20 protein-coding genes are annotated in these 25,252 nt (G+C 51.1%); 17 read left to right on the forward strand and 3 right to left on the reverse strand.

The window, feature by feature from the left end; all coding sequences use genetic code 11:
* The first annotated feature begins 138 nt into the window (after positions 1 to 138).
* The 10 genes from secA to KNO79_RS03405 all read left to right on the forward strand — a co-directional run bounded on the left by secA (position 139) and on the right by KNO79_RS03405 (position 12,862).
* Positions 139 to 2,661 (forward strand): preprotein translocase subunit SecA, encoded by a 2,523-nt coding sequence (secA, locus tag KNO79_RS03360; protein ID WP_159562644.1) that lies wholly within the window; start codon positions 139 to 141, stop codon positions 2,659 to 2,661.
* Between the two features lie 54 nt (positions 2,662 to 2,715).
* Positions 2,716 to 3,816: a peptide chain release factor 2 gene (gene prfB, locus KNO79_RS03365; RefSeq protein ID WP_035387837.1), complete on the forward strand. Its 1,101-nt coding sequence runs from the start codon at positions 2,716 to 2,718 to the stop codon at positions 3,814 to 3,816.
* Positions 3,817 to 3,877: 61 nt separating this feature from the next.
* A complete protein-coding gene (locus tag KNO79_RS03370) occupies positions 3,878 to 4,735 on the forward strand; it encodes a YitT family protein (protein WP_214690649.1) in 858 nt (285 codons plus the stop codon).
* Between the two features lie 108 nt (positions 4,736 to 4,843).
* Entirely contained in the window at positions 4,844 to 5,179 is a 336-nt protein-coding gene (gene cccB / locus KNO79_RS03375) for a cytochrome c551 (protein WP_031422851.1), read from the forward strand.
* 112 nt (positions 5,180 to 5,291) lie between these two features.
* Entirely contained in the window at positions 5,292 to 6,899 is a 1,608-nt protein-coding gene (locus KNO79_RS03380; RefSeq protein WP_159562643.1) for a BCCT family transporter, read from the forward strand.
* A gap of 353 nt (positions 6,900 to 7,252) precedes the next feature.
* Positions 7,253 to 7,939 carry a cell division ATP-binding protein FtsE gene (ftsE, locus tag KNO79_RS03385; protein WP_047795074.1) on the forward strand — a complete coding sequence of 229 codons (687 nt, stop codon included), beginning with the start codon at positions 7,253 to 7,255 and terminating at the stop codon, positions 7,937 to 7,939.
* Positions 7,929 to 8,831, forward strand: a complete 903-nt coding sequence (gene ftsX / locus KNO79_RS03390) for a permease-like cell division protein FtsX (RefSeq protein WP_031422854.1) — start codon at positions 7,929 to 7,931, stop codon at positions 8,829 to 8,831. Before ftsE ends, ftsX begins: the two co-directional genes overlap by 11 nt.
* 23 nt (positions 8,832 to 8,854) lie before the next feature.
* A complete protein-coding gene (locus KNO79_RS03395; protein ID WP_047795075.1) occupies positions 8,855 to 10,174 on the forward strand; it encodes a murein hydrolase activator EnvC family protein in 1,320 nt (439 codons plus the stop codon).
* 101 nt (positions 10,175 to 10,275) lie between these two features.
* Positions 10,276 to 11,679, forward strand: coding sequence for a S41 family peptidase (locus KNO79_RS03400; protein WP_047795076.1), 1,404 nt, complete (start codon positions 10,276 to 10,278; stop codon positions 11,677 to 11,679).
* 28 nt (positions 11,680 to 11,707) lie between these two features.
* The gene (locus tag KNO79_RS03405) at positions 11,708 to 12,862 is read left to right on the forward strand and encodes a PDZ domain-containing protein (RefSeq protein WP_308162657.1); all 1,155 of its coding nucleotides are present in this window, start codon (positions 11,708 to 11,710) and stop codon (positions 12,860 to 12,862) included.
* Positions 12,863 to 12,927: 65 nt separating this feature from the next.
* On the opposite strand, the gene glpK is transcribed toward KNO79_RS03405, so the two are convergent.
* Positions 12,928 to 14,445 carry a glycerol kinase GlpK gene (gene glpK, locus KNO79_RS03410; RefSeq protein ID WP_047795078.1) on the reverse strand — a complete coding sequence of 506 codons (1,518 nt, stop codon included), beginning with the start codon at positions 14,443 to 14,445 and terminating at the stop codon, positions 12,928 to 12,930.
* A gap of 28 nt (positions 14,446 to 14,473) precedes the next feature.
* On the reverse strand, positions 14,474 to 15,181 hold the full coding sequence (locus KNO79_RS03415) for an MIP/aquaporin family protein (protein ID WP_047795079.1): 708 nt from the start codon (positions 15,179 to 15,181) through the stop codon (positions 14,474 to 14,476).
* 461 nt (positions 15,182 to 15,642) lie between these two features.
* On the opposite strand from KNO79_RS03415, the gene uvrB reads away from it, so the two are divergent.
* From uvrB to KNO79_RS03430, 3 genes are all read left to right on the forward strand, one after another.
* On the forward strand, positions 15,643 to 17,613 hold the full coding sequence (gene uvrB, locus KNO79_RS03420) for an excinuclease ABC subunit UvrB (protein WP_214690650.1): 1,971 nt from the start codon (positions 15,643 to 15,645) through the stop codon (positions 17,611 to 17,613).
* Positions 17,614 to 20,487 (forward strand): excinuclease ABC subunit UvrA, encoded by a 2,874-nt coding sequence (gene uvrA / locus KNO79_RS03425; protein WP_047795081.1) that lies wholly within the window; start codon positions 17,614 to 17,616, stop codon positions 20,485 to 20,487.
* 65 nt (positions 20,488 to 20,552) lie between these two features.
* Positions 20,553 to 21,722: a DUF4097 family beta strand repeat-containing protein gene (locus tag KNO79_RS03430; protein ID WP_012726931.1), complete on the forward strand. Its 1,170-nt coding sequence runs from the start codon at positions 20,553 to 20,555 to the stop codon at positions 21,720 to 21,722.
* 36 nt (positions 21,723 to 21,758) lie between these two features.
* Here the strand turns inward: KNO79_RS03430 and KNO79_RS03435 are convergent, their stop codons facing one another.
* Positions 21,759 to 22,115 carry a hypothetical protein gene (locus KNO79_RS03435; protein ID WP_012726930.1) on the reverse strand — a complete coding sequence of 119 codons (357 nt, stop codon included), beginning with the start codon at positions 22,113 to 22,115 and terminating at the stop codon, positions 21,759 to 21,761.
* A gap of 148 nt (positions 22,116 to 22,263) precedes the next feature.
* Between KNO79_RS03435 and hprK the strand changes: the two genes are divergently transcribed.
* The 4 genes from hprK to KNO79_RS03455 are packed head-to-tail and all read left to right on the forward strand — an operon-like array spanning position 22,264 to position 25,145.
* Positions 22,264 to 23,199: an HPr(Ser) kinase/phosphatase gene (gene hprK, locus KNO79_RS03440; protein WP_012726929.1), complete on the forward strand. Its 936-nt coding sequence runs from the start codon at positions 22,264 to 22,266 to the stop codon at positions 23,197 to 23,199.
* 2 nt (positions 23,200 to 23,201) lie between these two features.
* Complete coding sequence (lgt, locus tag KNO79_RS03445) at positions 23,202 to 24,020, forward strand: prolipoprotein diacylglyceryl transferase (protein WP_074036274.1); 819 nt, start codon at positions 23,202 to 23,204, stop codon at positions 24,018 to 24,020.
* Positions 24,020 to 24,670, forward strand: a complete 651-nt coding sequence (gene ppaX / locus KNO79_RS03450; protein WP_159562639.1) for a pyrophosphatase PpaX — start codon at positions 24,020 to 24,022, stop codon at positions 24,668 to 24,670. Before lgt ends, ppaX begins: the two co-directional genes overlap by 1 nt.
* Entirely contained in the window at positions 24,663 to 25,145 is a 483-nt protein-coding gene (locus tag KNO79_RS03455) for an acyltransferase (protein WP_074036278.1), read from the forward strand. Before ppaX ends, KNO79_RS03455 begins: the two co-directional genes overlap by 8 nt.
* The last annotated feature ends 107 nt before the right edge of the window (positions 25,146 to 25,252 follow it).

Raw genomic sequence — 25,252 nt, forward strand, 5'->3', positions numbered from 1 at the left:
AAACTTGACACTACACGACCTCCCGGCTTCGGGGGGTCGTTTCCTTTTGCCTTTCCTTGAAAGGTGGCACCACTTCGGTTAAACTGTACATTAGGGAAAAAACATGCATTTTTTAGTGAGTGCAGAGGAGATATGAGTATGGCGAACTTTTTGAAAGAGTTATTTGCTCCACAGAAACGAATGTTGAAAAAAGCAGAGAAAGCGGCCGACTTGATCGAGTCGTTCGCCGAACCAATCAAAGCATTGTCCGACGAACAGCTTCAGGCGAAGACGGAAGAGTTCCGGGAACGTCTGGCAAAAGGCGAGACACTTGACGATCTCTTGCCGGAGGCGTTCGCGGTCTGTCGTGAGGCATCGGAGCGTGTGCTCGGGATGCGTCATTACCGTGTCCAGCTCATCGGGGGCTATGTGCTCCATAACGGCGACATCGCCGAAATGAAAACCGGTGAAGGGAAGACGCTCGTCGCGACACTTCCTGTCTACTTGAACGCGCTCACTGGCCGTGGCGTACACGTCGTAACGGTCAACGAATATTTGGCGAAACGAGATAAAGAACTCATGGAGCCGCTCTACTTCGCACTCGGTCTTTCAGTCGGCCTCAACGTGTCGAACATGGACCGTGTCGAGAAACAAGCGGCCTATAATTGTGATATCACGTACTCGACGAACAACGAGCTCGGATTCGATTACCTCCGTGACAACATGGTCCTTTATAAAGAAGACCGTGTTCAACGTGAGCTCTACTACACGATTGTCGATGAAGTCGACTCAATCCTCGTCGATGAGGCGCGTACTCCGCTCATCATCTCAGGATCGGCTCAAAAGTCGACTGAACTCTACACGCGCGCGGATGCGTTCGTCCGTACGTTGAAAGAGGAAGACGATTACACGGTCGACGTGAAGACGAAGTCGGTCCTCTTGACGGACCAAGGGGTCGACCTCGCCGAGAAGTTCTTCGGCATCGACAACCTGTTCGCAATCGAGCACGTCGCCGTCAACCACCACGTCGGGCTCGCCCTTCGTGCAAACGCGGTCATGCATCACGATATCGACTATATGGTACGTGAGGGGCAAGTCATGATCATCGACCAATTCACGGGTCGTGTCATGGACGGACGCCGCTACTCGGAAGGTCTTCACCAGGCAATCGAGGCGAAAGAAGGTGTCGAGATTCAACGCGAATCGATGACGCTCGCCACAATCACGTATCAGAACTACTTCCGGATGTACGAGAAACTTGCCGGGATGACCGGTACAGCGAAGACAGAGGAAGAAGAGTTCCGTAACATCTACAACATGCAAGTCGTGACGATTCCGACGAACAAACCGATTCTCCGGGATGACAAGGCAGACCTCATCTTCAAATCGATGGAAGGCAAGTTCAAAGCCGTCGTGGAAGAGATTTCGGCAGTTCACGCGACGGGACAACCGATCCTCGTCGGTACGGTCGCCGTCGAGACATCTGAATACTTGAGCAAGCTTTTGACGAAGAAGAAGATTCGTCACGATGTCTTAAACGCGAAGAACCACGCGCGTGAGGCGGAAATCATCGAGAACGCCGGTCAAAAAGGTTCCGTCACGATTGCGACGAACATGGCCGGTCGTGGTACCGACATCAAGCTCGGAGAAGGTGTCATCGACCTCGGTGGTCTTTACATCATCGGGACAGAGCGTCACGAATCACGCCGAATCGATAACCAGCTACGTGGTCGTGCGGGCCGTCAAGGGGACCCGGGTAAATCCCAGTTCTACTTATCACTCGAAGATGAGCTCATGCGTCGCTTCGGAACGGATAGCCTCCAAAGCATGATGGAGCGTCTCGGGATGGATGACACGCAACCGATTGAGAGCCGCATGGTCTCGAAAGCGGTCGAATCAGCGCAAAAACGTGTCGAAGGAAACAACTACGATGCGCGGAAGCAGCTTCTCGGTTATGACAACGTCATGGCGGACCAACGGAAGGTCATGTACAAGGACCGCTCGAGCATCCTCGAGAACGAGTCGGTCACGGATATCGTCCGTTCGATGATGGCACAGACGGTCGAACTCGGTGTCGGTCAATACACGCCGATCGAACTCGTACCGGAAGAATGGAACATCGACGAGCTCGCGCACTGGGCCAACCAGACGCTCGCGCTCGAGAAGACGGTCGAAGGCAAAGACTTCTACGGCAAAGAGCGTGAAGAAATCATCGAGCTTCTCATGGAGCGCGTGAACGAGCAGTACGAGGCGAAACGTGAACTCGCGCCACCGGAACGCTTCAACGAGTTTGAGAAGATTATCGTGCTCCGTGCCGTCGACTCGCACTGGATGTCCCATATCGACCATATGGACCAGTTGCGCCAAGGGATTCATCTCCGCGCCTACGGACAGAACGATCCGCTTCGTGAGTATCAAGCGGAAGGGATTAACATGTTCGACGCGATGAACGCGGCGATCTCAGAAGAAGTGACAGGCTTTGTTCTTCGTGCCGAAGTCGGGGACAACCTCCGACGCGAGAAAGTCGTCGAAGAGGAAGTCGCCGTATCAGGCAAGAGCGATGCACCGGTCAAGAAGAAGCCGGTCCGTCGTTCGAAAGAAGACAGCATCGGCCGGAACGACCCGTGCTGGTGCGGTTCTGGTAAGAAGTTCAAGAACTGTCACGGTAGACAACAGGCTTAATTATTGAAGAGGCGGGTCCGCTCGCCTCTTTCCTACGGAAAGGTGAATCACACTATGGAAATTTCAGATATTCGGAACGAACTAGAGGCGATGGCGAAACGCCTCGAGAATTACAGAGCGTCTCTCAACTTGACAGAGAAAGAGGCACGTATCGCCGAGCTCGAGAACGAGATGACGTATCCTGACTTCTGGGACAACCAGGAGAAGGCACAAAAAGTCATCGACGAGTCAAACGGTCTCAAGGCGATGGTCGACAAGTATCAAGACCTCGCGAACCAACATGAGGACGGCGAAGTGACGCTCGAACTCATCAAGGAAGAGCCGGACGCCGAGATGCAAGAAGAGCTCGGGGAATCGATTCAAGCGCTCAAGAAGGAGTTTGATGACTTCGAACTCGAGATCCTCTTGAACGGACCGTACGATGCGAACAACGCCATCCTCGAATTGCACCCGGGTGCGGGCGGTACCGAGTCACAGGACTGGGCATCGATGCTCCTTCGGATGTATCAACGTTTCGCTGACAAACAAGGCTGGAAAGTCGAGACGGTCGATTACCTCCCGGGTGAAGAGGCGGGCGTCAAGTCGGTCACGCTCCGCATCGTCGGTCATAACGCATACGGCTACTTGAAGGCGGAGAAAGGGATTCACCGCTTGGTCCGCATCTCGCCATTCGACTCGTCTGGCCGTCGTCATACGTCGTTCGTGTCATGTGACGTCATGCCGGAATTCGATGACGACATCGAGATCGAAGTACGGACAGAAGACCTCCGTATCGACACGTACCGTGCATCAGGTGCCGGCGGTCAGCACATCAACACGACGGACTCTGCCGTCCGGATCACGCACGTGCCGACGGGCGTCGTCGTTTCGTGTCAGACCGAGCGCTCACAGATCAAGAACCGTGAGTCGGCGATGAAGATGTTGAAAGCGAAATTGTACCAACGCGAACTCGACGAGCAGCAACGAAAACTCGACGAGATCCGTGGGGAGAAGACGGACATCGGTTGGGGTAGCCAAATCCGTTCGTATGTCTTCCACCCGTATTCGATGGTCAAAGACCACCGGACGAACCATGAAGTCGGGAACACGAGTGGCGTCATGGACGGCGACGTCATGCCGTTCATCGATGCCTACCTTCGTAAAACAAATATGTGATGCATGTGGCTCAAAGACACCTGTCTTTGGGCCATGTTGTGTGTAAAGGAGACTTTCTTTAATGAAGCAAATCGTCAAAGACTATCTGTATTTGTTGACCGGCTCAGTGTTCGTCGCCTCGGCCTTCAGCTTATTTCTGTTGCCAAACAATCTGGCATCAGGCGGGGTGAGCGGGATCTCGGTCATCACTTATGAACTGTTCGGCATCTCGCCGGGGGCGTTCCAGCTCGTGGCGAACGTGTTACTTCTGATTATCGGGTGGGCCATCCTCGGCCTCGGCTTCGGTGTGAAGTCGCTCGTCGGCTCCATCTTTTTACCGGGTGTCATTCTTTTCTATGAGGCGATCGATGCCGGTGCGGCTGTGGACGATACGCTCCTCGCGGCCATCTTCGGTGGTGTCGGCGTCGGTGTCGGACTCGGACTCATCTTCCGTGGACGCGCCTCGACAGGGGGAATGGACTTGATCGCTCAGATCTTACATAAGTTCACGCACATCCCGCTCTATCTCTGTATCGCCATCCTCGATGGCATGGTCGTCTTGACCGCGGCCTTGACGTTCTCGTTCACGACCGGGCTCTATGCACTCATCGCATTATTCATCACGGTCAAGATGATCGACTTCGTCCAGCTCGGGTTCACACAGGACAAGATGGCTTACGTCATCTCGGAGAAGCGAGACTTCATCGTCCGGGCCGTCTTCGAGGAGCTTGACCGTGGTGCGACAGAGATCCAAGCAATCGGAGCATACTCACGTCTCGACCGTCCGATGCTCATGATTGTTGTCCGTCAGAGCGAAGTGAGTCGATTGAAGGAAATCATCCGTCGGCTCGACCCGGAGGCATTCCTTGTCTTCAGTGAGGCACATGAGGTGCTAGGACAAGGGTTTACGTCCGATAAGCGTTACATCAACGTACCGTAAGTTGTGGAATCTTTGTGTACTTTTCGTGAGATTAGGTTAGAAAGCATACGTTAACGGCTATAATGGTAAATGTAGGTCATTTCTACAACTTAGGAGGGGAACGTGGTTATGAAAAAATGGATGATGGCCATCGGCCTCGGCGCCATGCTGACACTCGGCGCATGTGGCGGCGGTGAAGAAGAGGATACATCGAGCAACGGGGATTCGGGCTCGAACACGGCATCGGTTGACGCGGAAGCGGTATACGCACAAAACTGTGCGGCATGTCACGGTGCGAACCTTGAAGGAATGAGTGGCCCGTCACTCGAGCAAGTCGGTGCTCGTCTGTCGGCAGAAGAGATTGAAAACGTCATTCGAAACGGTCAAGGCGCGATGCCTGCGAACGTCATTGAAAAAGACGAAGAAATCACAGCGGTCGCTGCTTGGCTCGCTGAGAAAAAATAAGATTCGACAGCATGAGGTGGAACACACCTCATGCTTTTTTGTTTTGGGTGTTAGGGCTTGGGGAAATATTGTTAAGGTAACGTGAGACATAGTGGAAATGGAGTGATGACAATTGAAGACGAAACTGATTGACTGGCCGACCTTTATCGGCTCGTTTGTATTACTGTTAGGGGTGACGTTACCGCTCATCTTCTTCCCAGAGACCGGTAAAGCGTGGGTCGGTGCGGCGAACGAATACATGACCTCTAACTTCGGCATGTTGTACTTAGCAATGGGCTTAGGTGCGTTCGGATTTTTGATTTTCATTGCCTTCAGTAAGAATGGTCATATCAAATTAGGTCGTGAAGATGAAGAACCCGAATTTAGTACATTCTCTTGGGCGGCGATGTTATTTGCTGCCGGCATCGGGTCCAGCATCCTCTATTGGTCCGTCATCGAATGGGTCTATTACTATGAAGGTCCGCCGTTCGGGCTGACACCGGAGTCACCGGAAGCGATTCAATGGTCGACAGCATATGGGATGTTCCACTGGGGACCGATCGCTTGGGCAATCTATACGTTACCGGCACTGCCGATCGCTTATTTCTTTTACGTCCGTAAGAAATCCGTCTTAAAGGTAAGTGAAGCGGTACGCCCCGTTATCGGAAAATGGGCAGATGGACCCCTCGGTAAATTGATTGATATCTTATTTATCTTTGGATTATTAGGTGGTGCCGGGACGACGCTCGCCCTCGGTACCCCGATGATTGCCGAAGGGGTCAACGAACTGACAGGGATTCCCGTCACGCTCGGGATGCAGGCCGTCATCATGTTGATTTGTACGGTCATCTTCGCCATCAGTTCTTACATTGGACTGAAGGGTGGCATCAAAGTACTCAGTGACTTGAACATCTGGCTCGCCCTTGGGATTTTGACGTTCGTGCTTATCTTTGGTCCGACTCGATTCATTATGGAGACGACGTTCAATGGAGTCGGAATCGTCATGGATAACTTTTTCCGGATGGCAACGTGGATGGAACCGTTCGGTGACTTCGGTGGCTTCACATCGACCGGGTTCCCGGAATCGTGGACGGTGTTCTATTGGGCATGGTGGCTTGTCTATGCACCATTCGTCGGATTGTTCGTCGCCCGTATCTCACGCGGTCGTACGATTCGGAATATGATCTTTGGGACGATGGTGTACGGAACGCTCGGATGCATCTTGTTCTTTGGGATTCTCGGAAACTACGGGCTCTACCTTCATCTAAGTGGGACGTTCGATGTTGTCGGGTACATGGCGGCGAATGGCCCGGCACCTACAATCATCGCCATCATCGGCCAATTGCCTTTCGGGAAAGTCGTCATCGGCGTCTTTACGCTTCTTGCCATTATCTTTTTGGCGACAACGTTCGATTCATCATCATACATCTTGGCATCGGTCACGCAAAAACATGTCGAGGATGAGCCGATTGTCTGGAACCGTCTCTTTTGGGCGTTCGCGCTTGCTATCATGCCGCTCACGCTCATGTTCCTCGGCGGACTAGAGACGCTCCAGACAGCGAGTATCGTCGGTGGATTCCCGCTTATCTTCATCATGTTCCTTCTTGCTTGGTCATTCGTCCGCGTATCGAGTCGGGATATCCGGGCTTCCGATGACTATGAATCCTCAACGATTCATATCAAGTATCGGAAACGGAAAAAGTCGCCGTTTGATGCATTGAAAGAAAAACCACACGATTAAATGTGGCGTATTGGTGAAGGGTGTTCCTTAGGGAGCACCCTTTCGAAGTGCGGTTTCAATATTCTCTTGGGGAATAAGAAAGCGAGTTTCTTCGCGACATTTTCACATCGAACTCAATCGAACTGAAACAATCCTGTAATGGTGTTTTAAAAGTCGGATTGATATAATTGTAGTCGCTTCAACATATGCCCTAGATGATTTTTTGACCAGGCTAACATAAAAAAGCGACACCTTGACAGAGGGAGCCGTTTCCTGTAAAAAAGACTCTAGGCGAAATATACAGTAACTAAAATAATTGATTCAAATTCGTCATAGATGCTTAAAAATAATTTAAAAAGGGTAGGGAATACGTTATGATCTCGATGCAAAAAGTCAGTAAAGTATATCCGAACGGCGTCGTCGCCATGGATGACCTCGATCTAGAGATTCGCGACGGCGAGTTCCTTTATGTCGTCGGGCCTTCCGGTGCCGGAAAGTCGACGTTCATGAAGATGATTTATCGTGAGGAGAAGCCGACAGCCGGTCAATTGTTGATTGACGGACTCGATGTCGGGAAAATTAAAGACCGACACGTTCCGAAGCTACGCCGTCAACTCGGCGTTATCTTCCAAGACTTCAAATTGTTGCCGTCACTTACGGTATATGAGAACGTAGCGTTCGCATTAGAAGTTGTAGGAGCGGATACGTCTTCGATTCGGAAACAAGTCATGGATGTGTTGAACCTTGTCGGATTGAAGAACAAGGCGCGCAACTATCCGGACGAACTATCAGGTGGAGAACAACAACGTGTCTCGATTGCTCGTGCAATCGTCAATAAGCCAAAATTGATCATCGCCGATGAGCCGACAGGGAACTTAGACCCGGAAACAGCATGGGGCATCATGGAAGTGTTTGAAGAGATTCACCGCCGCGGAGCGACAATCGTCATGGCAACACACAACCGTGACATCGTCGATAAGATTCGTCACCGCGTCATCGCGATTGAGAACGGGAAAGTCGTGCGCGATGAAGAGAAAGGAGCATATGGCTATGATATTTAAGACTGGATTGCGCCATTTGCGTGAAGGGTTCAAAGGAACACTTCGGAATGGATGGATGTCGTTCGCGGCGATTAGTGCCGTGACCATTACGTTGCTACTTGTCGGTGTATTCGCACTCGTCATGTTCAACATCAATGAAATTTCAGATAACGTCGAAAATGATGTCGAGATTCAAGTGTTCATCACTCGTACAGCGGATGAGAACTCGGTTGAGAAACTCGGAGAGAACATTGAACAGGTGCCGGGCGTCTCGACGGTCACGTTCAGTTCAAAAGAAGATGAGCTAGCGAAGTTCCAAGACCAGCTCGGCGATGATGCGGCTGCATACGGAACGGTCGAAAAAGATAACCCGCTCCACGCTCGCTATATCGTCAAAGCACAAGACCCGACAGAACTAGAGGAAGTGGCCAAATCGGTCGGTTCACTCGATAATGTGGACGATGTGAAATACGGAAAAGACTACATCGATAAAATGTTTGCTTTCTTCAACGGGATTCGCATCGGTGGACTCGCGTTGATTGTCGGTTTGACATTGATGGCGATGTTCTTGATCTCAAATACGATTAAAATGACAATCTTCTCGCGTCGCCGTGAGATTGAAATCATGCGACTCGTCGGAGCGAAAAACAGCTTTATCCGCTGGCCGTTCTTTATCGAAGGATTGCTCCTTGGAATGCTTGGGGCTCTCGTCCCGATTCTTGTCATTTATTTCGGATATGACGTTGCATATAGTGCTTTACAACCATCGCTTGATCAATTGAATAGTGATATATTTAAGTTGATTGATCCATCGACGCTAACAGTCCAAGTATCGCTTGTTTTACTTGCACTCGGTGCGTTCATCGGAATCTGGGGATCGACGACATCGCTCGGTCGTTTCTTGAAAATCTAACTTAAATAAGGAGGAGTTGGCGGATGAAACGTTCGCTTGCGCTAGGGTTGTGTGTATCGTTACTTGCCATGCCGGTCATGGCGACAGAGAAAGACACGTTGAAAGCTCGACAAGATCGACTGTCCAATGAGTTGGAGGAGTCGAAAAAAGCGCAGGCCGAGACGGATGCCGAACTCGAGATCACCGAGGCAGAGCGTGATGCCGTGAAGACGGAAATACACGTCGTCGACGACCGGTTGAATGAATTGAGCGAACAAATCGCCATTCAGCAGCATGAGGTCGATACAGCCCGGGCAGAACTCGAGTCGACCCGCCAACAACTTTCCGTTCAGGAAGAATACTTGGAAAGCCAGAAGGAACTCGTGAACGAGCGCCTTCGCGTTTTGCAAGTACATGAAGACACTTCCTATTTACAAGTCATTTTTGAGTCCCGTTCCTTCGGCGACTTCGTGACACGGGCTATGACGGCCCGCACGATCGCTGAACAGGACCGGGAGCTCATACATAATTATATGAGTGAGATGGAACGTTTGGAGTCGCTCGAGTCGACACAACGTACCCAGCTCTCTTTCATCAAGCAAAAAGAGCGCGAGCTCGTCATCACCAAGCAAGACCTTGACCGGACGGCCGAGAAGAAACGTGACCTGTTGGTTGAACTGAACGAACAAGTAGAGCAGCTCGAGCTCGAAAAGATGACGCGCAGTGAAGAGCAGGCGGTCATGGCTGAACAGAACCGCATCATCAGTGAACAACTAGAGGCGATTGCGACTGCCGAACGAGAAGCCGCAGAGGCAGCGGAACGTGCCAAACGTGAAGCTGAGGCGCGTGCCGCTGAAGAGCGAGCAGAAGCGGAAGCCCGTGAGTCGGAGGTCGAGGAGGCACCAGAAGTGACCGCACCAACCGAAACACCGACGAATGTGTCCACGTCCACGGGATTCGTTCGTCCTGTGTCCGGTTATGTGTCTAGTCCGTTCGGTCCACGAGACAACCCGTTGACAGGTGTGCCGGAGATTCACAAGGGCATTGATCTCGTCAATGCGTCTGGAACACCAATCGTGTCAAGCGCACCAGGTGTCGTCATCAAGGCGGCACCGGCGACCGGGTATGGAAATGTCGTCTTCGTTTCGCATGTCATCAACGGTGAGATTTGGACGACCGTCTATGCCCATTTAAATGCGATCACAGTCGGAGCCGGTCAACAAGTGGCGGCGGGACAGACGGTCGGAACGCTTGGCAATACCGGCTGGTCGACGGGACCCCATCTTCATTTTGAGTTACACCGAGGGAAATGGGCACCGGGACAGCCGAACGCAATTGACCCGGCCCCGTATATTGGATACTGACAGAAGCGGACGCGTCCCAAATATGTGGAACGCGTCCGCTTTTCCTCTAGTTTTTGCTATACTAATGAAAAGACTTACAAAGAGAAATGAGGGACCAACCCGTGAAAAATTCAACCGCAGGACTACTCGCTGGCACAACGTTCGTGGCTGGGGCCGGTGCAGGCCTTGCGACGATGGCGTTTACAGACACATCGCTTCCCATTCAAACGAATGCGGAAGGCTGGGATAAAGTCGACCAAGTACGTGATTTGATTGAAGAACATTCGTTACAGGACATCTCAGAAGACGATTTATTGACCGGTGCGCTCGACGGGATGACCGCAGCGCTGAACGACCCGTATTCGGATTTCTTGGATGCGGAAGAAACGTCACAATTTACGGACTCGATTGAATCGAGTTTTGAAGGAATCGGCGCGACTTTGGAGAAGAAAGGAGAGGACATCTTAATTGTCGCTCCGATCAAAGGCGCTCCGGCCGAAGAGGCTGGACTTCGTCCTGGTGACATCATCACAGCGGTCGACGGGGAGTCGATTGAAGGGATGGATGTACAGGAGGCCGTCCAATTGATTCGAGGAGAAAAAGGGACGACCGTCACATTGACGATTCGCCGTGGAAGTCAGACGGCGGACTACGAGATCATACGTGACACGATTCCAATCGAGACGGTCTTCTCTGAAGTGAAAGAGAAAGACGGTAAAAAGATTGGGTATCTCCAAGTCACCCAATTCTCAGAACCGACGGCTGATGAATTCCTCGAACAACTCGAGCAACTCGAGTCAGAAGAAATCGATAGCTTGATCATCGATGTTCGTGGAAATCCGGGAGGTCTCTTGCCTGCCGTCATCGAGATGTCGGAAGGGTTCGTCCCGACATCAAAACCGGTCGTCCAAATCGAGAATGCGGACGGTGACCGTGATGCACAAAACGGTCGCGCTCGTGAAGCGAAACCGTATGACCTGTTTGTCTTGACGGATGAGGGTTCTGCCTCGGCATCTGAGATTTTGACTGGTGCGATGAAAGAAGGAGCAGGCGCGACCATCATCGGGACGAAGACGTTCGGAAAAGGTGTCGTCCAGACGGCGTTCGACTTAGAGGACGGCAGTAACTTGAAATTGACGACGAGCAAGTGGCTCACACCGGACGGAAATTGGATTAACAAGAAGGGCATTGAGCCGGACATTGAAGTGGAGCAACCGGACTTCTTCAACGTGACCCGTGTCCTGACAGAAGAAGAGTCGCTCCAAGTCGGAGATTACGGTGACGCCGTCTCGAACTTGCATAAAATTTTAACTGGAATCGGCTATGAGCCAGGCGGTCAGCCGGGATATTACGGGGACACGATGGCGAACGCCGTGAAAGCATTCCAGACAGACAATGGTCTCGAGGCTTCTGGAACTGTCGATGAAGAGACAGCCTCTGCACTCGAAGCGAAGTTGCTCGAAGCGATTCAAGATGAGGCGAATGACGCCCAATTGAATCGTGCGCTTGAAGAAGCCGCAAAATAACGTTGTATGAAAGAAAGGGTTGGACCGCGTGGAAGTTGTACGAATGGGTGTTACGGCTTTATTGACGTTGTTAGGTAGTCCGCTGTTTTGGGTGACACTCGTCGCCCTTACATACATATCGCTGACACGGGTCAAGCGAGAACGGGCCATGTTCCGTTCGAGACGTCGCTCACCGAAGTCGGAATGGAGACATTTCATCTGGCCGAGTCTTCTGTTAGCGGTCCTCTCATCGGCCGTGACGATTTTACTCGAGACGACCATCACGTTTGAGTGGGCCGTCTCGTTCACGATTCTCTATACGCTCGTCGTCTTGACGATGCATCCGCGATTCTTTAATCCGGTGCTGCCTCTTCTCGTGTTGTTCGGGGTCGTCTTGTTACGCGATGTTGTCGCATATGGGGCGCTTCGTGATTGGGTAGCAGCACTCGCTCAGGTCGATTGGACGGTCTATGCGCTCACATTCGGCCTCGTCACCCTTGCGGAAGCGATTCTCTTGCGTTGGAACGGACCAAAAGAGACATCCCCGACCTTGATCTTGTCGAAACGGGGGCAGTTTATCGGAGGGCATGTCGTCAAACGGATTTGGTTTTTCCCGCTCGTCGTCTTCGTGCCACCGATGTTCGGTCTCGACTGGCCGATGGTGCCCATCATTCTTCCGATTCCCATCGGGGTCAGTTTATTGTCGACCGGCGCCTTACCAGGAACGCTTCTCGCACGATTGAGCAATTATCGTGCCATACTCGCTTTGATCGCTCTCGGTTTATTCGGCCTCTCATATGCGTTTGAGATTCCATATGTCGACTATGTAGTATTGACGCTATTCGTCCTCTATGAGCTCGGCTTACAATGGATCAAACGCGAGAATCGGGGAACGACACCCGTTTTCATCAATGGAAACCGTGGGGCGGTCATCGTCGACACGTTACCGAACTCACCTGGGGAGACGATGCAGCTCATCCCGGGTGAATCGATCTATAAAGTCAACGGGACGGTCATCACAGGAGGGCATAGTTTTTATGAGGCGCTCCAGCAACATAAGCCGTACATCAAACTGGAAGTATTGAATCTGAACGGGGATATCCGATTCGTTCAACGAGCGATGTATGAGACCGATCCACATGAGCTCGGAATTTTGTTCGTCGGGGAACCAACGAGCCCGAGAGTTCGCTTACGTAAACTGTAAGAGTATCCGTCATGGGTACTCTTTTTTGCATACAAAAAGGGCACCCGTGAGGATGCCCGTTCGTCTTATACATCAAGTTTTGAAGGCTTGAATGCCATTGTGGCTTCGACAGCGTGTTGCCATCCTTTGTAGAGGGCTTCGCGATGAGACTCATCCATGTTTGGATCGAATTTCTTGTCGAGTTTCCACTGTTCTTTGACTTCGGCTTGGTCTTTCCAGAATCCAACGGCGAGACCTGCCAAGTAGGCGGCACCGAGTGCAGTCGTTTCACTCACTTCAGGACGCTCGACCGGGACGTTGAGAATGTCCGATTGGAACTGCATGAGGAAGTTGTTACTGACGGCCCCACCGTCGACGCGAAGCGTCTTCAAGTTGATGCCTGAGTCATTCTCCATCGACGTGAGGACGTCACGTGTCTGGTAAGCGAGTGACTCGATTGTCGCCCGGACCATCTGTTCTTTCTCTGTCCCACGTGTGAGACCGAAGATGGCACCACGGACGTCCGAGTTCCAATACGGTGCACCGAGACCGACGAAGGCAGGAACGACGTAGACACCGTCAGTTGATTCAATCCGTGTCGCATACTGTTCCGAGTCTTTCGCTGATTTCAACATCCGCAATCCGTCACGGAGCCACTGGATCGCCGAACCGGCGACGAAGATTGAACCTTCGAGCGCGTATTCTACTTTCCCGTTATAGCCCCAAGCGATTGTCGTCAAGAGACCGTGATCAGATTTGACGGCTTCTTCTCCCGTGTTCATGAGCATGAAACAACCTGTTCCATACGTGTTTTTCGCCTCACCTTTTTCGAAGCAAGTTTGTCCGAACAAGGCGGCCTGTTGGTCACCTGCAGCTCCGGCAATCGGGACTTCGAATCCGAAGAAGTGGTATGGAATCGTGTTCGCATAGACTTCACTTGACGGTTTGACTTCAGGAAGCATTGATTTAGGCACTGTCAAGATCTCGAGTAACTCGTCATCCCACTTCTGCTCGTAGATGTTGTACATGAGTGTACGCGATGCGTTCGAGTAATCGGTTACGTGTGCTTTTCCACCAGAGAGTTTCCAGATGAGCCACGTGTCGATTGTCCCGAAGAGGAGTTCGCCGTTCTCAGCTTTTTCACGTGCACCCTCGACGTTGTCAAGAATCCATTTGACTTTCGTTCCTGAGAAGTAGGCATCGATGAGGAGACCTGTTTTGTCGCGGACCATATCGGAATGACCGGCTGCTTTCAGCTCTTCACAGATGTCGGCGGTTTGACGGGATTGCCAGACGACGGCGTTATAGACAGGGCGTCCTGTTTCCTTTTCCCAAACGACAGCTGTTTCACGTTGGTTCGTGATCCCGATTCCGGCAATCTCATTCGGGTCGATATCAGCAGAACCGAACGCTTCCGCCATAACGGCGAGGACAGAACCCCAAATCTCATTGGCGTTGTGCTCGACCCAGCCTGGTTTTGGGAAGTATTGTTTGAATTCGCGCTGTGCGACTGTGACAATTTTTCCATCATGATCAAAGATGATTGCCCGTGAACTTGTCGTTCCTTGGTCCAATGCTAAAATATAACGTTTTTCTTTCGCCATATGTGATTTCCTCCTTCAAAATTATGTGTTAAGGGACGAGAATACCGTAGATGAGTGCGGCAATAATCGCACCGATAATCGGACCGACGACCGGGATCCATGAATAACCCCAATCTGAAGATCCTTTTCCTTTAATTGGAAGGAATGCGTGTGCGATACGTGGCCCAAGGTCACGTGCCGGGTTGATCGCATATCCCGTCGTACCACCGAGCGAAAGACCAATCGATACAATCAAGAAACCAACGATGAGTGGATTGAGTCCGTCTGCGAATGTGTTTGCCCCGAATGACAACAATGCAAAGACAAGGACGAATGTTCCGATAATCTCACCAATCAAGTTGTACGGCGTGCTTCGAATACCTGGAGCTGTCGAGAACGTCGCCAGTTTTAAACCAGGATCGTCTGTCGCATCATAGTGCGGCTTGTAGTGGACATAAACCAAACATGCCCCGATGATGGCTCCAATAAACTGAGCGAGGATGTAAAGTGGGACATCAGCCCATGGGAATTCGCCTGCTGTCGCGAGACCAATCGTGACGGCAGGGTTGATGTGAGCGCCTCCGTAAATTCCGGCTGCGTAGACCCCGACCATAACGGCAAGACCCCAACCCATTGTGATGACAATCCAGCCAGAGTTTTCCGCTTTGGAATGGCGGAGGACGACGCCGGCGACGACACCGTTACCGAGCAGAATCAATAGCATCGTACCAATAATTTCACTGACAAATGCTGACATGTGATACTCCCCTTTCTCCCTTATGCAATTTGACTTACCACTTCATTATATGCCCAAAATGTAAGCGTTTTAAAACAGTGTTTTTAAAAAATCCTACTTTTTTCCTACAAATGTTCACATTTACAGCTGTAAACTTCACAAAAGAGTTAAGAAGCAGAGCGAAACGTTCACGAAGTGGATGTTTTTTTCGGATATTTCAAGCATTCCAATTTACTAGGGACATAGTCCAATCTGAAAAGTGTAATGCTTTATGCCACAAAAGTGATTCTGTTGAAATCTTGATGTGATGATTTGGATGGAACAAGATGTTTCTTTTGAGACAGTAAAGGAAAAAGAAATGAACAATGGATTGAATGAAAAAAGAAATAAAATGAATTAACCTACAAGCTAATAAGCGAATATTTGTTCGTGTCTATGGTATAATCAAGACACTTATGAAATGAGAAGGTGAGGAGTATCTTATGGAATCGATTCCGTTTGCATTACAATCTGAATTTCAACCAGGAGGCGACCAGCCTGAAGCGATTCGACAGCTTGTCGAAGGTGTAAATCGAGGTGACCGGTATCAGACGCTCCTCGGTGCAACGGGTACGGGTAAAACGTTTACCGTCTCGAACGTCATTCAAGAAGTAAAGAAGCCGACACTCGTCCTCGCCCATAACAAGACGCTCGCCGGTCAGCTCTACTCGGAGTTCAAAGAGTTCTTCCCGAACAACGCGGTCGAGTACTTCGTCAGTTACTATGACTATTATCAACCGGAAGCGTACGTGCCGTCGACGGATACGTTCATTGAGAAGGATGCTTCAATCAATGATGAAATCGATAAGCTGCGTCACTCGGCGACGTCGGCTCTCTTTGAGCGCGATGACGTCATCATCGTCTCATCTGTCTCCTGTATTTATGGTCTCGGTAACCCGGAAGAATATCGGAGCCTCGTCTTGAGCCTTCGCGTCGGGAAAGAGATGGGACGTGACGAGATGTTACGTAAACTCATCGACATTCAATATGAACGAAACGATATCGATTTCCAGCGTGGACGTTTCCGTGTCCGCGGGGACGTCGTCGAGATCTTCCCAGCATCGCGTGACGAACACTGCATGCGCATCGAGTTCTTCGGAGACGAGATCGACCGCATCCGTGAGATGGATCCGTTGACGGGTGAAATCATCGCAGACCGTGATCACGTCGCCATCTTCCCGGCATCCCACTTCGTCACACGCGACGAAAAATTGCAAAAGGCAATCGTCAACATCGAAGCGGAACTTGAGGAACAACTTGAGAAGTTCCGCGAAGAAGGGAAGCTCTTAGAAGCGCAACGACTCGAGCAACGAACGCATTACGATTTGGAAATGATGCGTGAGATGGGGTATTGTTCAGGAATCGAGAACTATTCGCGACACTTGAACTTGATGCCTGAAGGTTCAACCCCGTACACGTTAATCGATTACTTCCCGGAAGATTTTTTACTCGTCGCTGATGAGTCGCACGTGACGCTCCCGCAAGTACGCGGGATGTACAACGGGGATCAGGCACGGAAACAAGTGCTCGTCGACCACGGCTTCCGTCTCCCTTCGGCGAAGGATAACCGCCCGCTCAAGTTCGATGAGTTCGAGAAGAAAGTCTCACAAGCGATTTTCATCTCGGCGACACCAGGTCCGTACGAACTCGAACATACGCCGAACATGATTGAGCAAATCATCCGTCCGACCGGGTTACTTGATCCGACAATCGAGATTCATCCAATCAAAGGTCAGATTGACTACTTGATGGATCAGATTCGCGAACGCATCAAGCGCGACGAGCGCGTGCTCGTGACGACGCTCACGAAGAAGATGGCAGAGGACCTATCCGATTACTTACGCGAAGCGGGAATCAAGGTCAACTATATGCACTCCGAAATCAAGACGCTCGAGCGAATCGAAATCATTCGTGACCTTCGTCTCGGTAAATATGACGTGCTCGTCGGAATCAACTTGTTGCGGGAGGGTCTTGACATTCCAGAGGTCAGCCTCGTGACGATTCTCGATGCCGATAAGGAAGGATTCCTTCGTTCCGATCGTTCGCTCATCCAGACGATTGGACGAGCGGCGCGTAACGCGAACGGACATGTCATCTTGTTCGCGGACAAGATGACCGATTCGATGGCGCGTGCCATCGAAGAGACGGATCGTCGTCGGTCGATTCAACAGGCTTATAATGAAGAACATGGCATCACACCGCAGACGATTCGAAAAGACGTCCGAGGGGTCATTCGGGCGACGGTCGAGGCGGAAGAGGAAGCACTCGAATCGCTCAGTACGATGAAGCCGGCCGAACGCGAGGCGGCGATTGCCAAGTTGGAAGAAGAAATGAAGCAAGCGGCACGCGATCTCCAGTTCGAACGCGCGGCCGAATTGCGTGACTTAATCTTGGAGTTGAAGGTAGGGAATTAAATGGCTGAAAAGAAAAATGCGATTGTCATCAAAGGGGCACGCGTCAACAATTTAAAAAATATTGACATCGATATCCCACGTGACCAGCTCGTCGTCTTGACGGGCTTGTCCGGCTCCGGGAAATCGTCACTTGCGTTCGATACGATTTATGCGGAAGGACAGCGTCGGTACGTCGAGAGCTTATCCGCCTATGCCCGTCAGTTCCTTGGACAGATGGATAAGCCAGACGTCGATACGATTGAAGGACTTAGCCCGGCCATCTCGATTGACCAGAAGACGACGAGTCGTAACCCGCGTTCGACGGTCGGTACGGTGACCGAGATTTATGATTACCTTCGTCTATTGTTTGCACGAATCGGGAAACCGGTCTGTCCGAACCACGGCATCGAGATCTCGAGTCAAACGATTTCACAGATGGTCGACCAGGTGATGGAGTTGCCGGAGCGGACACGACTCCAGATTTTGGCGCCAATCGTGTCGGGTCGGAAAGGGACGCACGTGAAAGTATTCGACTCGTTAAAGAAAGAGGGATTCGTCCGTGTCCGTGTCAATGGTGAAACGATTGAATTGACGGATGAGATTGAGCTCGATAAAAACAAGAAGCATTCGATTGAAGTCGTCGTCGACCGCCTCGTCGTCCGACCTGACGTCGAAGGGCGCCTCGCCGACTCACTCGAGACGGCATTACGTCTTGCGGACGGCCGTGTCATTATCGATAAGATGGATGGCACCGAGCTCCTCTTCAGTGAGCATCACGCCTGTCCGATCTGCGGGTTCTCCATCGGCGAACTCGAACCTCGGATGTTCTCATTCAACTCGCCATTCGGTGCATGTCCGACGTGTGATGGTCTTGGGACGAAACTAGACGTCGACCCAGAACTCGTCATCCCGGACCCGTCGAAGACGTTGAAAGAGGGGGCGATTGCCGCATGGCAACCGACAAGTTCCCAGTACTATCCACAACTTTTGGCTGCGATGTGCCAGCATTTCAACATCGACATGGACGTCCCGTTCGAGCGCCTATCAAAACGTGATCAGGACCTCGTCTTGAACGGATCTTCGGAGGAATCGTTCCTCTTCCGCTACGAGAACGACTTCGGTCAAGTGCGCACGAATACCATTTTCTTTGAAGGGGTGCTCCGTAACATCGAGCGCCGTTACCGAGAGACGACATCCGACTATATCCGTGAGCAGATGGAAATGTACATGGCGACACATGCGTGTCCGACATGTCACGGCTATCGCTTAAAAGAAGAGTCGCTCGCCGTCAAGATCACGGGTCAGCATGTCGGGCAAGTGACGGAGAAATCGGTCGTGAACGCACTCGCGTTCTTTGAAGGACTCAACGAGCAGTTGAGCGAGAAAGAGATCGCCATCGCCCGTCTCATCCTCCAAGAGATTCGGGAACGACTCAGTTTTTTGAATAACGTCGGTCTCGACTACTTGACGCTCTCTCGTGCCGCTGGAACACTCTCGGGTGGGGAGGCTCAGCGGATTCGTCTCGCGACACAAATTGGGTCTCGTCTCACGGGTGTCTTGTATGTCCTTGACGAACCATCCATCGGTCTTCATCAACGTGATAACGACCGGTTGATTTCGACCCTCAAACAGATGCGGGACATCGGAAACACGCTCATCGTCGTCGAGCATGACGAGGACACGATGATGGAAGCCGACTACTTGATCGATATCGGACCAGGCGCAGGAGAACATGGCGGACAGGTCATCGCAGCCGGGACACCGAAACAATTGATGAAAAATAAAAACTCGCTCACCGGTCAATATCTTGCCGGGAAGAAGTTCATCCCACTTCCGGCTGAACGGAAGATGCCAGACGAACGTTTCTTAAAGATCGTCAAAGCAGAAGAGAACAATCTAAAAGACGTCGACGTTTCCATTCCACTCGGGATGTTCGTTGCCGTAACAGGGGTCTCGGGATCGGGTAAATCGACCCTCATCAATGAGATTCTCTACAAATCGCTCGCGCACAATATGAACCGGGCCAAAGCGAAGCCAGGCAAGCACAAGAAGATTGAAGGACTTGAGCATATCGATAAGGTCATCGATATCGACCAATCCCCGATTGGACGGACCCCTCGTTCGAACCCGGCCACGTATACGGGTGTCTTTGATGATATTCGTGACGTCTTCGCCTCGACGAATGAAGCGAAGATGCGCGGCTATAAGAAGGGACGTTTCAGTTTCAACGTTAAAGGCGGGCGCTGTGAAGCATGTCGTGGGGATGGGATCATCAAAATCGAGATGCACTTCCTTCCTGACGTCTACGTTCCGTGTGAGGTCTGTCACGGGAAACGCTATAATCGTGAAACGCTCGAAGTGAAGTACAAAGGAAAGACGATCGCAGACGTCCTTGATATGACGATTGAGGAAGGACTCGAATTCTTTGACAAGATTCCGAAAATCAAGCGGAAGATTCAAACGATTTATGACGTCGGTCTTGGCTATATGAAACTCGGTCAGCCGGCGACGGAACTTTCGGGTGGGGAAGCCCAGCGTGTCAAACTCGCTTCGGAACTTCATAAACGGTCGACCGGGAAAACGATTTATATTCTGGACGAACCGACGACCGGTCTTCACGTCGACGACATCGCGCGCTTGTTGAAAGTGTTGCAACGTCTTGTCGAGAACGGGGACACGGTGCTCGTCATCGAGCATAACCTCGATGTCATCAAGTCGGCCGATTATTTGATTGACCTCGGACCAGAGGGTGGAGATGGTGGCGGACTCATCGTCGCAACGGGGACACCAGAAGAAGTCGCGGAAGTGTCAGGCTCGTATACCGGTAAGTATTTGAAGCCGGTTCTCGAACGAGATGCAGCCCGAGTGAAACCGAAAGCAGGAAAAAAGAAATAAGTATAGAAATGGTGAGAAACGGGAAGGTAATTGACGTGCAACCAAATTGAAGGGGGAAAACGAACGTGAAACAAGAAATGCGTGAACTGATTCTCCAGCAAGTGAAGGAAGGCAAGATGACGATCGAGGAGGCGATGACGCAACTCGAACGTCTCGAGCGACTTGAACCGGAACAGGTTCAAGCGCTTGAAGAGCGACAGGATACAGAAAAGGTCGATGCCTATTCGGTTGAATCGCTCACAACGAAACTGACATCTGCAGTGGAAGGGCTCGTGACGAAACTTCGCGACAGCGACTTCTCATTCAGCTCGAACTTTGGTCCGGAAGTGACGTATTCGAAGTCGTTCCCGTTCACAGGTAGCGATATCTCGCTCGACCTGTTCAACGCGTCGGCGACGATTGTTTCGTCTGATGCCGAAGATTGTGAACTGATTGTCACGGGTCGTCCGCTTCGCCAACAAGATGCGGATAAGGCGCTCGAACAGTTACAGTCTGCGGTTAAGCACTCTGTCATTGGTGATCGTCTCGTCGTTTCGCTCCGTGATAAACTCGTCCGGGCCCACGTGGAACTGTACGTCCCGCACCACCATTTCAACCATCTTCTTGTTCAAACGTTGAACGGTGAAGTCCGTGCCGATGGTCTCGATGTTGAGAACGTTCGTGTGCAAACCGCAAACGGGCGTGTCGTGCTCCATGACGTGCATGCATCCGAACTATTACTGAACACTGGTAATGGGACGGTCGAGGTCGAAGGTGTCGAAGCGGAACTCGTTCACGTTCGGACCGGAAACGGTGCCGTCATCGTCGGTGGGAAGTACGATAAAGCTTCCCTCAAGACCGGGAACGGAAACATCCGCGCGGAACTGGCGACAGCTCGTCCTGCGAAGTTTGAACTCGCGTCACTCGCCGGGAACATTCGACTCGTGTTACCACACGGCGTCGAGGTCGAAGGGGAGCTCGAGACGAATTTCGGTGGTCTGCATTGCTTGCTTGATGAGCTCGAAATCATCCGTGACCGCAAGGACGTCGCACAGCGTCGTCTGGAATTCTTATCGGGTCGCGGTCAAACCCCTCGTATCGAAGTCGAGGCGGGGACGCGTACCGGTACAATCGATTTGGAGCACGGTTCGGTCTATACGCCATCCACATTCCTCGATGAAGATAAAGTGGAACCGGCTGACCCGGTCGATCCTGTCGACCCGGGCGATTTGAACAATCCGTTCCATCAACAATAAGAAAATCCCGAAGGCTGAGCCTTCGGGATTTTTTGATTATAGATTCATTTCGTACTCCATCTGTTGCCAATCCATCATCTGTGTATCAAACAGAGTGAAGGCGCTGATAGCAAACACGATGAAGAGAACCGGTCCGGCAATCAAGAGAATGATTCCAAGAAGGCGCATCGACTTCGAGCGATTCCAATAGAAGATGATGGCGACAATCATGGAGATGAGCGCTCCGGACAAGAAGAATCCGATGATGTTCAAGATGAACAAGAGCAAGATCGTCTCGTTTTTCGTCGCAGCATATTCTTTCCACATATCGATTAACGATTTGATGATGTAAACGAGGGACCCAATTCCAATCACTAGCGCAAATAAGATGACAATTCCAAATAAACCTTCCATTATTCCACCTCCTAGTTAGCCTATACCCTACATACGAACGGTGTAATAGGATGGTTTCAACAATTTTTTGACACGTTCTTCATCACTTCCCTAGCCCGTCTTAGAAAGAGCTATGATACAATAATGAGCGTGAAAGGGGCAGATACTGATGCAAAATATCGTACGTACCGCTCAAGTTGTTGAGCGTTTTAAACTTCAAGTCATTGCGGGAGAGGAAGGACTTCATCGACCGGTCGCAACACCCGACCTGAGTCGACCGGGTCTCGTCCTTGCTGGCTATTATACGCACTATGCCAAAAACCGCCTGCAAGTGCTTGGGAAGACGGAGTTGACATTCTATGCGAGCCTCTCGGAAGAGAAGCGTCGTGAACGAGCTAAAATCTTGTGTACGGAACAGACGCCAGGAATTTTAATCACGCGTGGCTTCGATATTCCAAAAGAAATCGAAGAAGAGGCGGAAGCGGCAAACGTTCCTCTCATGCGGACGAATGCGGTGACGACATCGATCGAATCACAAATTACGAACTTCCTAGAGATGGAACTAGCACCGATGACGGCGATGCACGGTGTGCTCGTGGATATTTACGGTGTTGGTGTCCTCATCAAGGGCCAGAGTGGTGTCGGGAAATCTGAGACGGCACTTGAACTCGTCAAACGGGGGCACCGCCTCGTCGCCGATGATTCAGTCGAGATTCGTCAAACGGGGGACCAGCTCCTCGTCGGATCAGCACCGAAGCTCATTCGTCACCTGCTCGAGATTCGTGGGATTGGCATCATCGACGTCATGACGTTGTTCGGTGCGGGTGCGGTTCGGTCGCATAAAAAGATCAGTCTCATCGTCAACTTGGAGAACTGGGACGCGGGCAAAGTATACGACCGTGTCGGACTCGACCACAACACGATGAAAATCATCGACAGTGAAGTTCCGCTCTTGACCATCCCCGTTCGACCTGGTCGAAACTTGGCAGTCATCATCGAGGTCGCAGCGATGAACTATCGTCTGCAAAATATGGGAATCAATACGGCTGAAGAGTTCGCGGAACGTCTCGCGAACGCGATTCAGGATACTGAAGGAGACTTGTGAGCATGGTAGAACCGACATTTGATCGTGTGGCGTTTGAGATTGGCTCTTTGCCAATCTATTGGTACGGCATGATTATCGCCTTCGGGGCGATGCTTGGTCTCGTCCTCGCCTTATACGAAGCAAAACGTATCAATTATGATTCGGAACGACTCGTGGATGTCGTCATCTGGTCGATTCCGATCAGCATCGTCTTCGCACGCATTTATTACGTGACGTTCCAATGGGATTATTATTCAGAGAACCTCGGACAAATCATCGACATTCGTCAAGGTGGGATTGCCATTCATGGAGCCATCTTCGGTGCTCTCCTTGTCGTCATCGTCTATTGTATGCGAAAGTCGATGTCGTTCTGGAAAGTGACGGACATCTTGGCGCCATCGCTTCTTCTTGGACAAGCCATTGGGCGTTGGGGAAACTTTATGAACCAAGAGGCACATGGTGGCGAGACGACGCGTAGTTTCTTGCAAGATACGCTCATGCTACCAGACTGGATAGTCAATCAGATGTACATCGATGGGACTTATTATATCCCGACCTTCTTATATGAAAGTGTATGGAATATCATCGGGGTCATCCTTCTCGTCGCGTGGCGCATGATTGGCAATCCACGACGTGGTTATATCTTCTTGTCATACCTCGTCTGGTACTCAATCGGTCGCTTCTATATCGAGGGACTTCGTACGGACAGTCTCATGTCCGGAGATTTGCGCGCGGCGCAAATGGTGTCAATCGCCTTGATCCTCTTCGGTATCGTCACGATGATTCTTCGTCGCAAGGCGAAACGTTACAACGACCCATCAGAGAAAGGATTGTTTGATTAATGGATACGATCTTATTTGATTTAGACGGTACATTACTCGATACGAACCCACTCATTATCGCGAGTTTCCGCCATACTTTCGACTATTATTTCCCGGAACATACGTATCGGGATGAAGACATTTATCGATTCATCGGACCGACGCTCGAAAAGTCGTTCCGTGAACTCAACGAGCCGGAATGGAAAGAGATGCAAGCCTTCTATCGGAGCTTCAACATCGCCATGCATGACCAACTCGTCGCAGAGTACCCAGGAGTCATCGAGGGGCTATATCGCCTTCATGCGAAAGGATACAAGATGGGCATCGTCACGTCGAAAGGTCGTCCGGTAGTCGAGCGCGGTCTTCGATTGTTCAATATCGACCACTTATTTGACGTCGTCGTGACAGCGGATGATGTCGAGAACGAAAAACCTCACGCTGAACCGGTCGAGCGTGCACTACAAGCACTCGACTCGTCACCAGAACGCGCCGTCATGGTCGGAGACAACGACACGGATATCTTCAGCGGGAAAAATGCCGGAACGAAGACGGTCGCTGTAGGCTGGGCCCTCAAAGGGCGTCCATTCCTCGAATCGCTCGAACCGGACGTCATCATCGACTCGATGGAACATTTCGAGGCGTGGCTAGACGAGGTCAGTATTCATGCGTAAGACGACACGATATCACATCGAGGGACCGAATCCGCTTTGGCAAATGTATCAGACGATTCGCTTTCTGCGTGTCTTCAAAAACACGACGGTCGTTCTGGTCGGTCGTTACTTTCCGTCGGTGAAGGCAAAGCGTTGGCTTTACCAGACGTTCCTCGGGATGAATATCGGAGAATATAGTGCCCTTGCTCTCATGGTCACACCGGACGTCATGTTCCCGGAACGTATCACGATTGGTCGCAATACGGTCATCGGATTCAATTCGACGATCCTCTGTCATGAGTATCTCGTAGACGAGTATCGGATCGGGGACGTCATCATCGGTGATGGCGTATTGATCGGTGCGAACGTTACCATCCTGCCAGGGGTAACCATCGGGGACGGTGCCGTCATCGGCGCGGGCGCGGTCGTGCACCGTGACGTCTTACCAGGAGAGCGGGTCATCGGTTCAAAGCTTCAATCGTTGACACATATTTGACACAATTTTTCGCAAAATGTTTTCATGAGTATTTTGTTCATACAGAATCAATAATACTTGAGCGGTATCACTTTTTTTTAAAGAGATTCCGCTTTTTCATGGATAAA

Origin of the sequence: Exiguobacterium sp. s43, from assembly GCF_018617255.1 — a bacterium.
Classification (GTDB): Bacteria; Bacillota; Bacilli; order Exiguobacteriales; family Exiguobacteriaceae; genus Exiguobacterium; species Exiguobacterium profundum.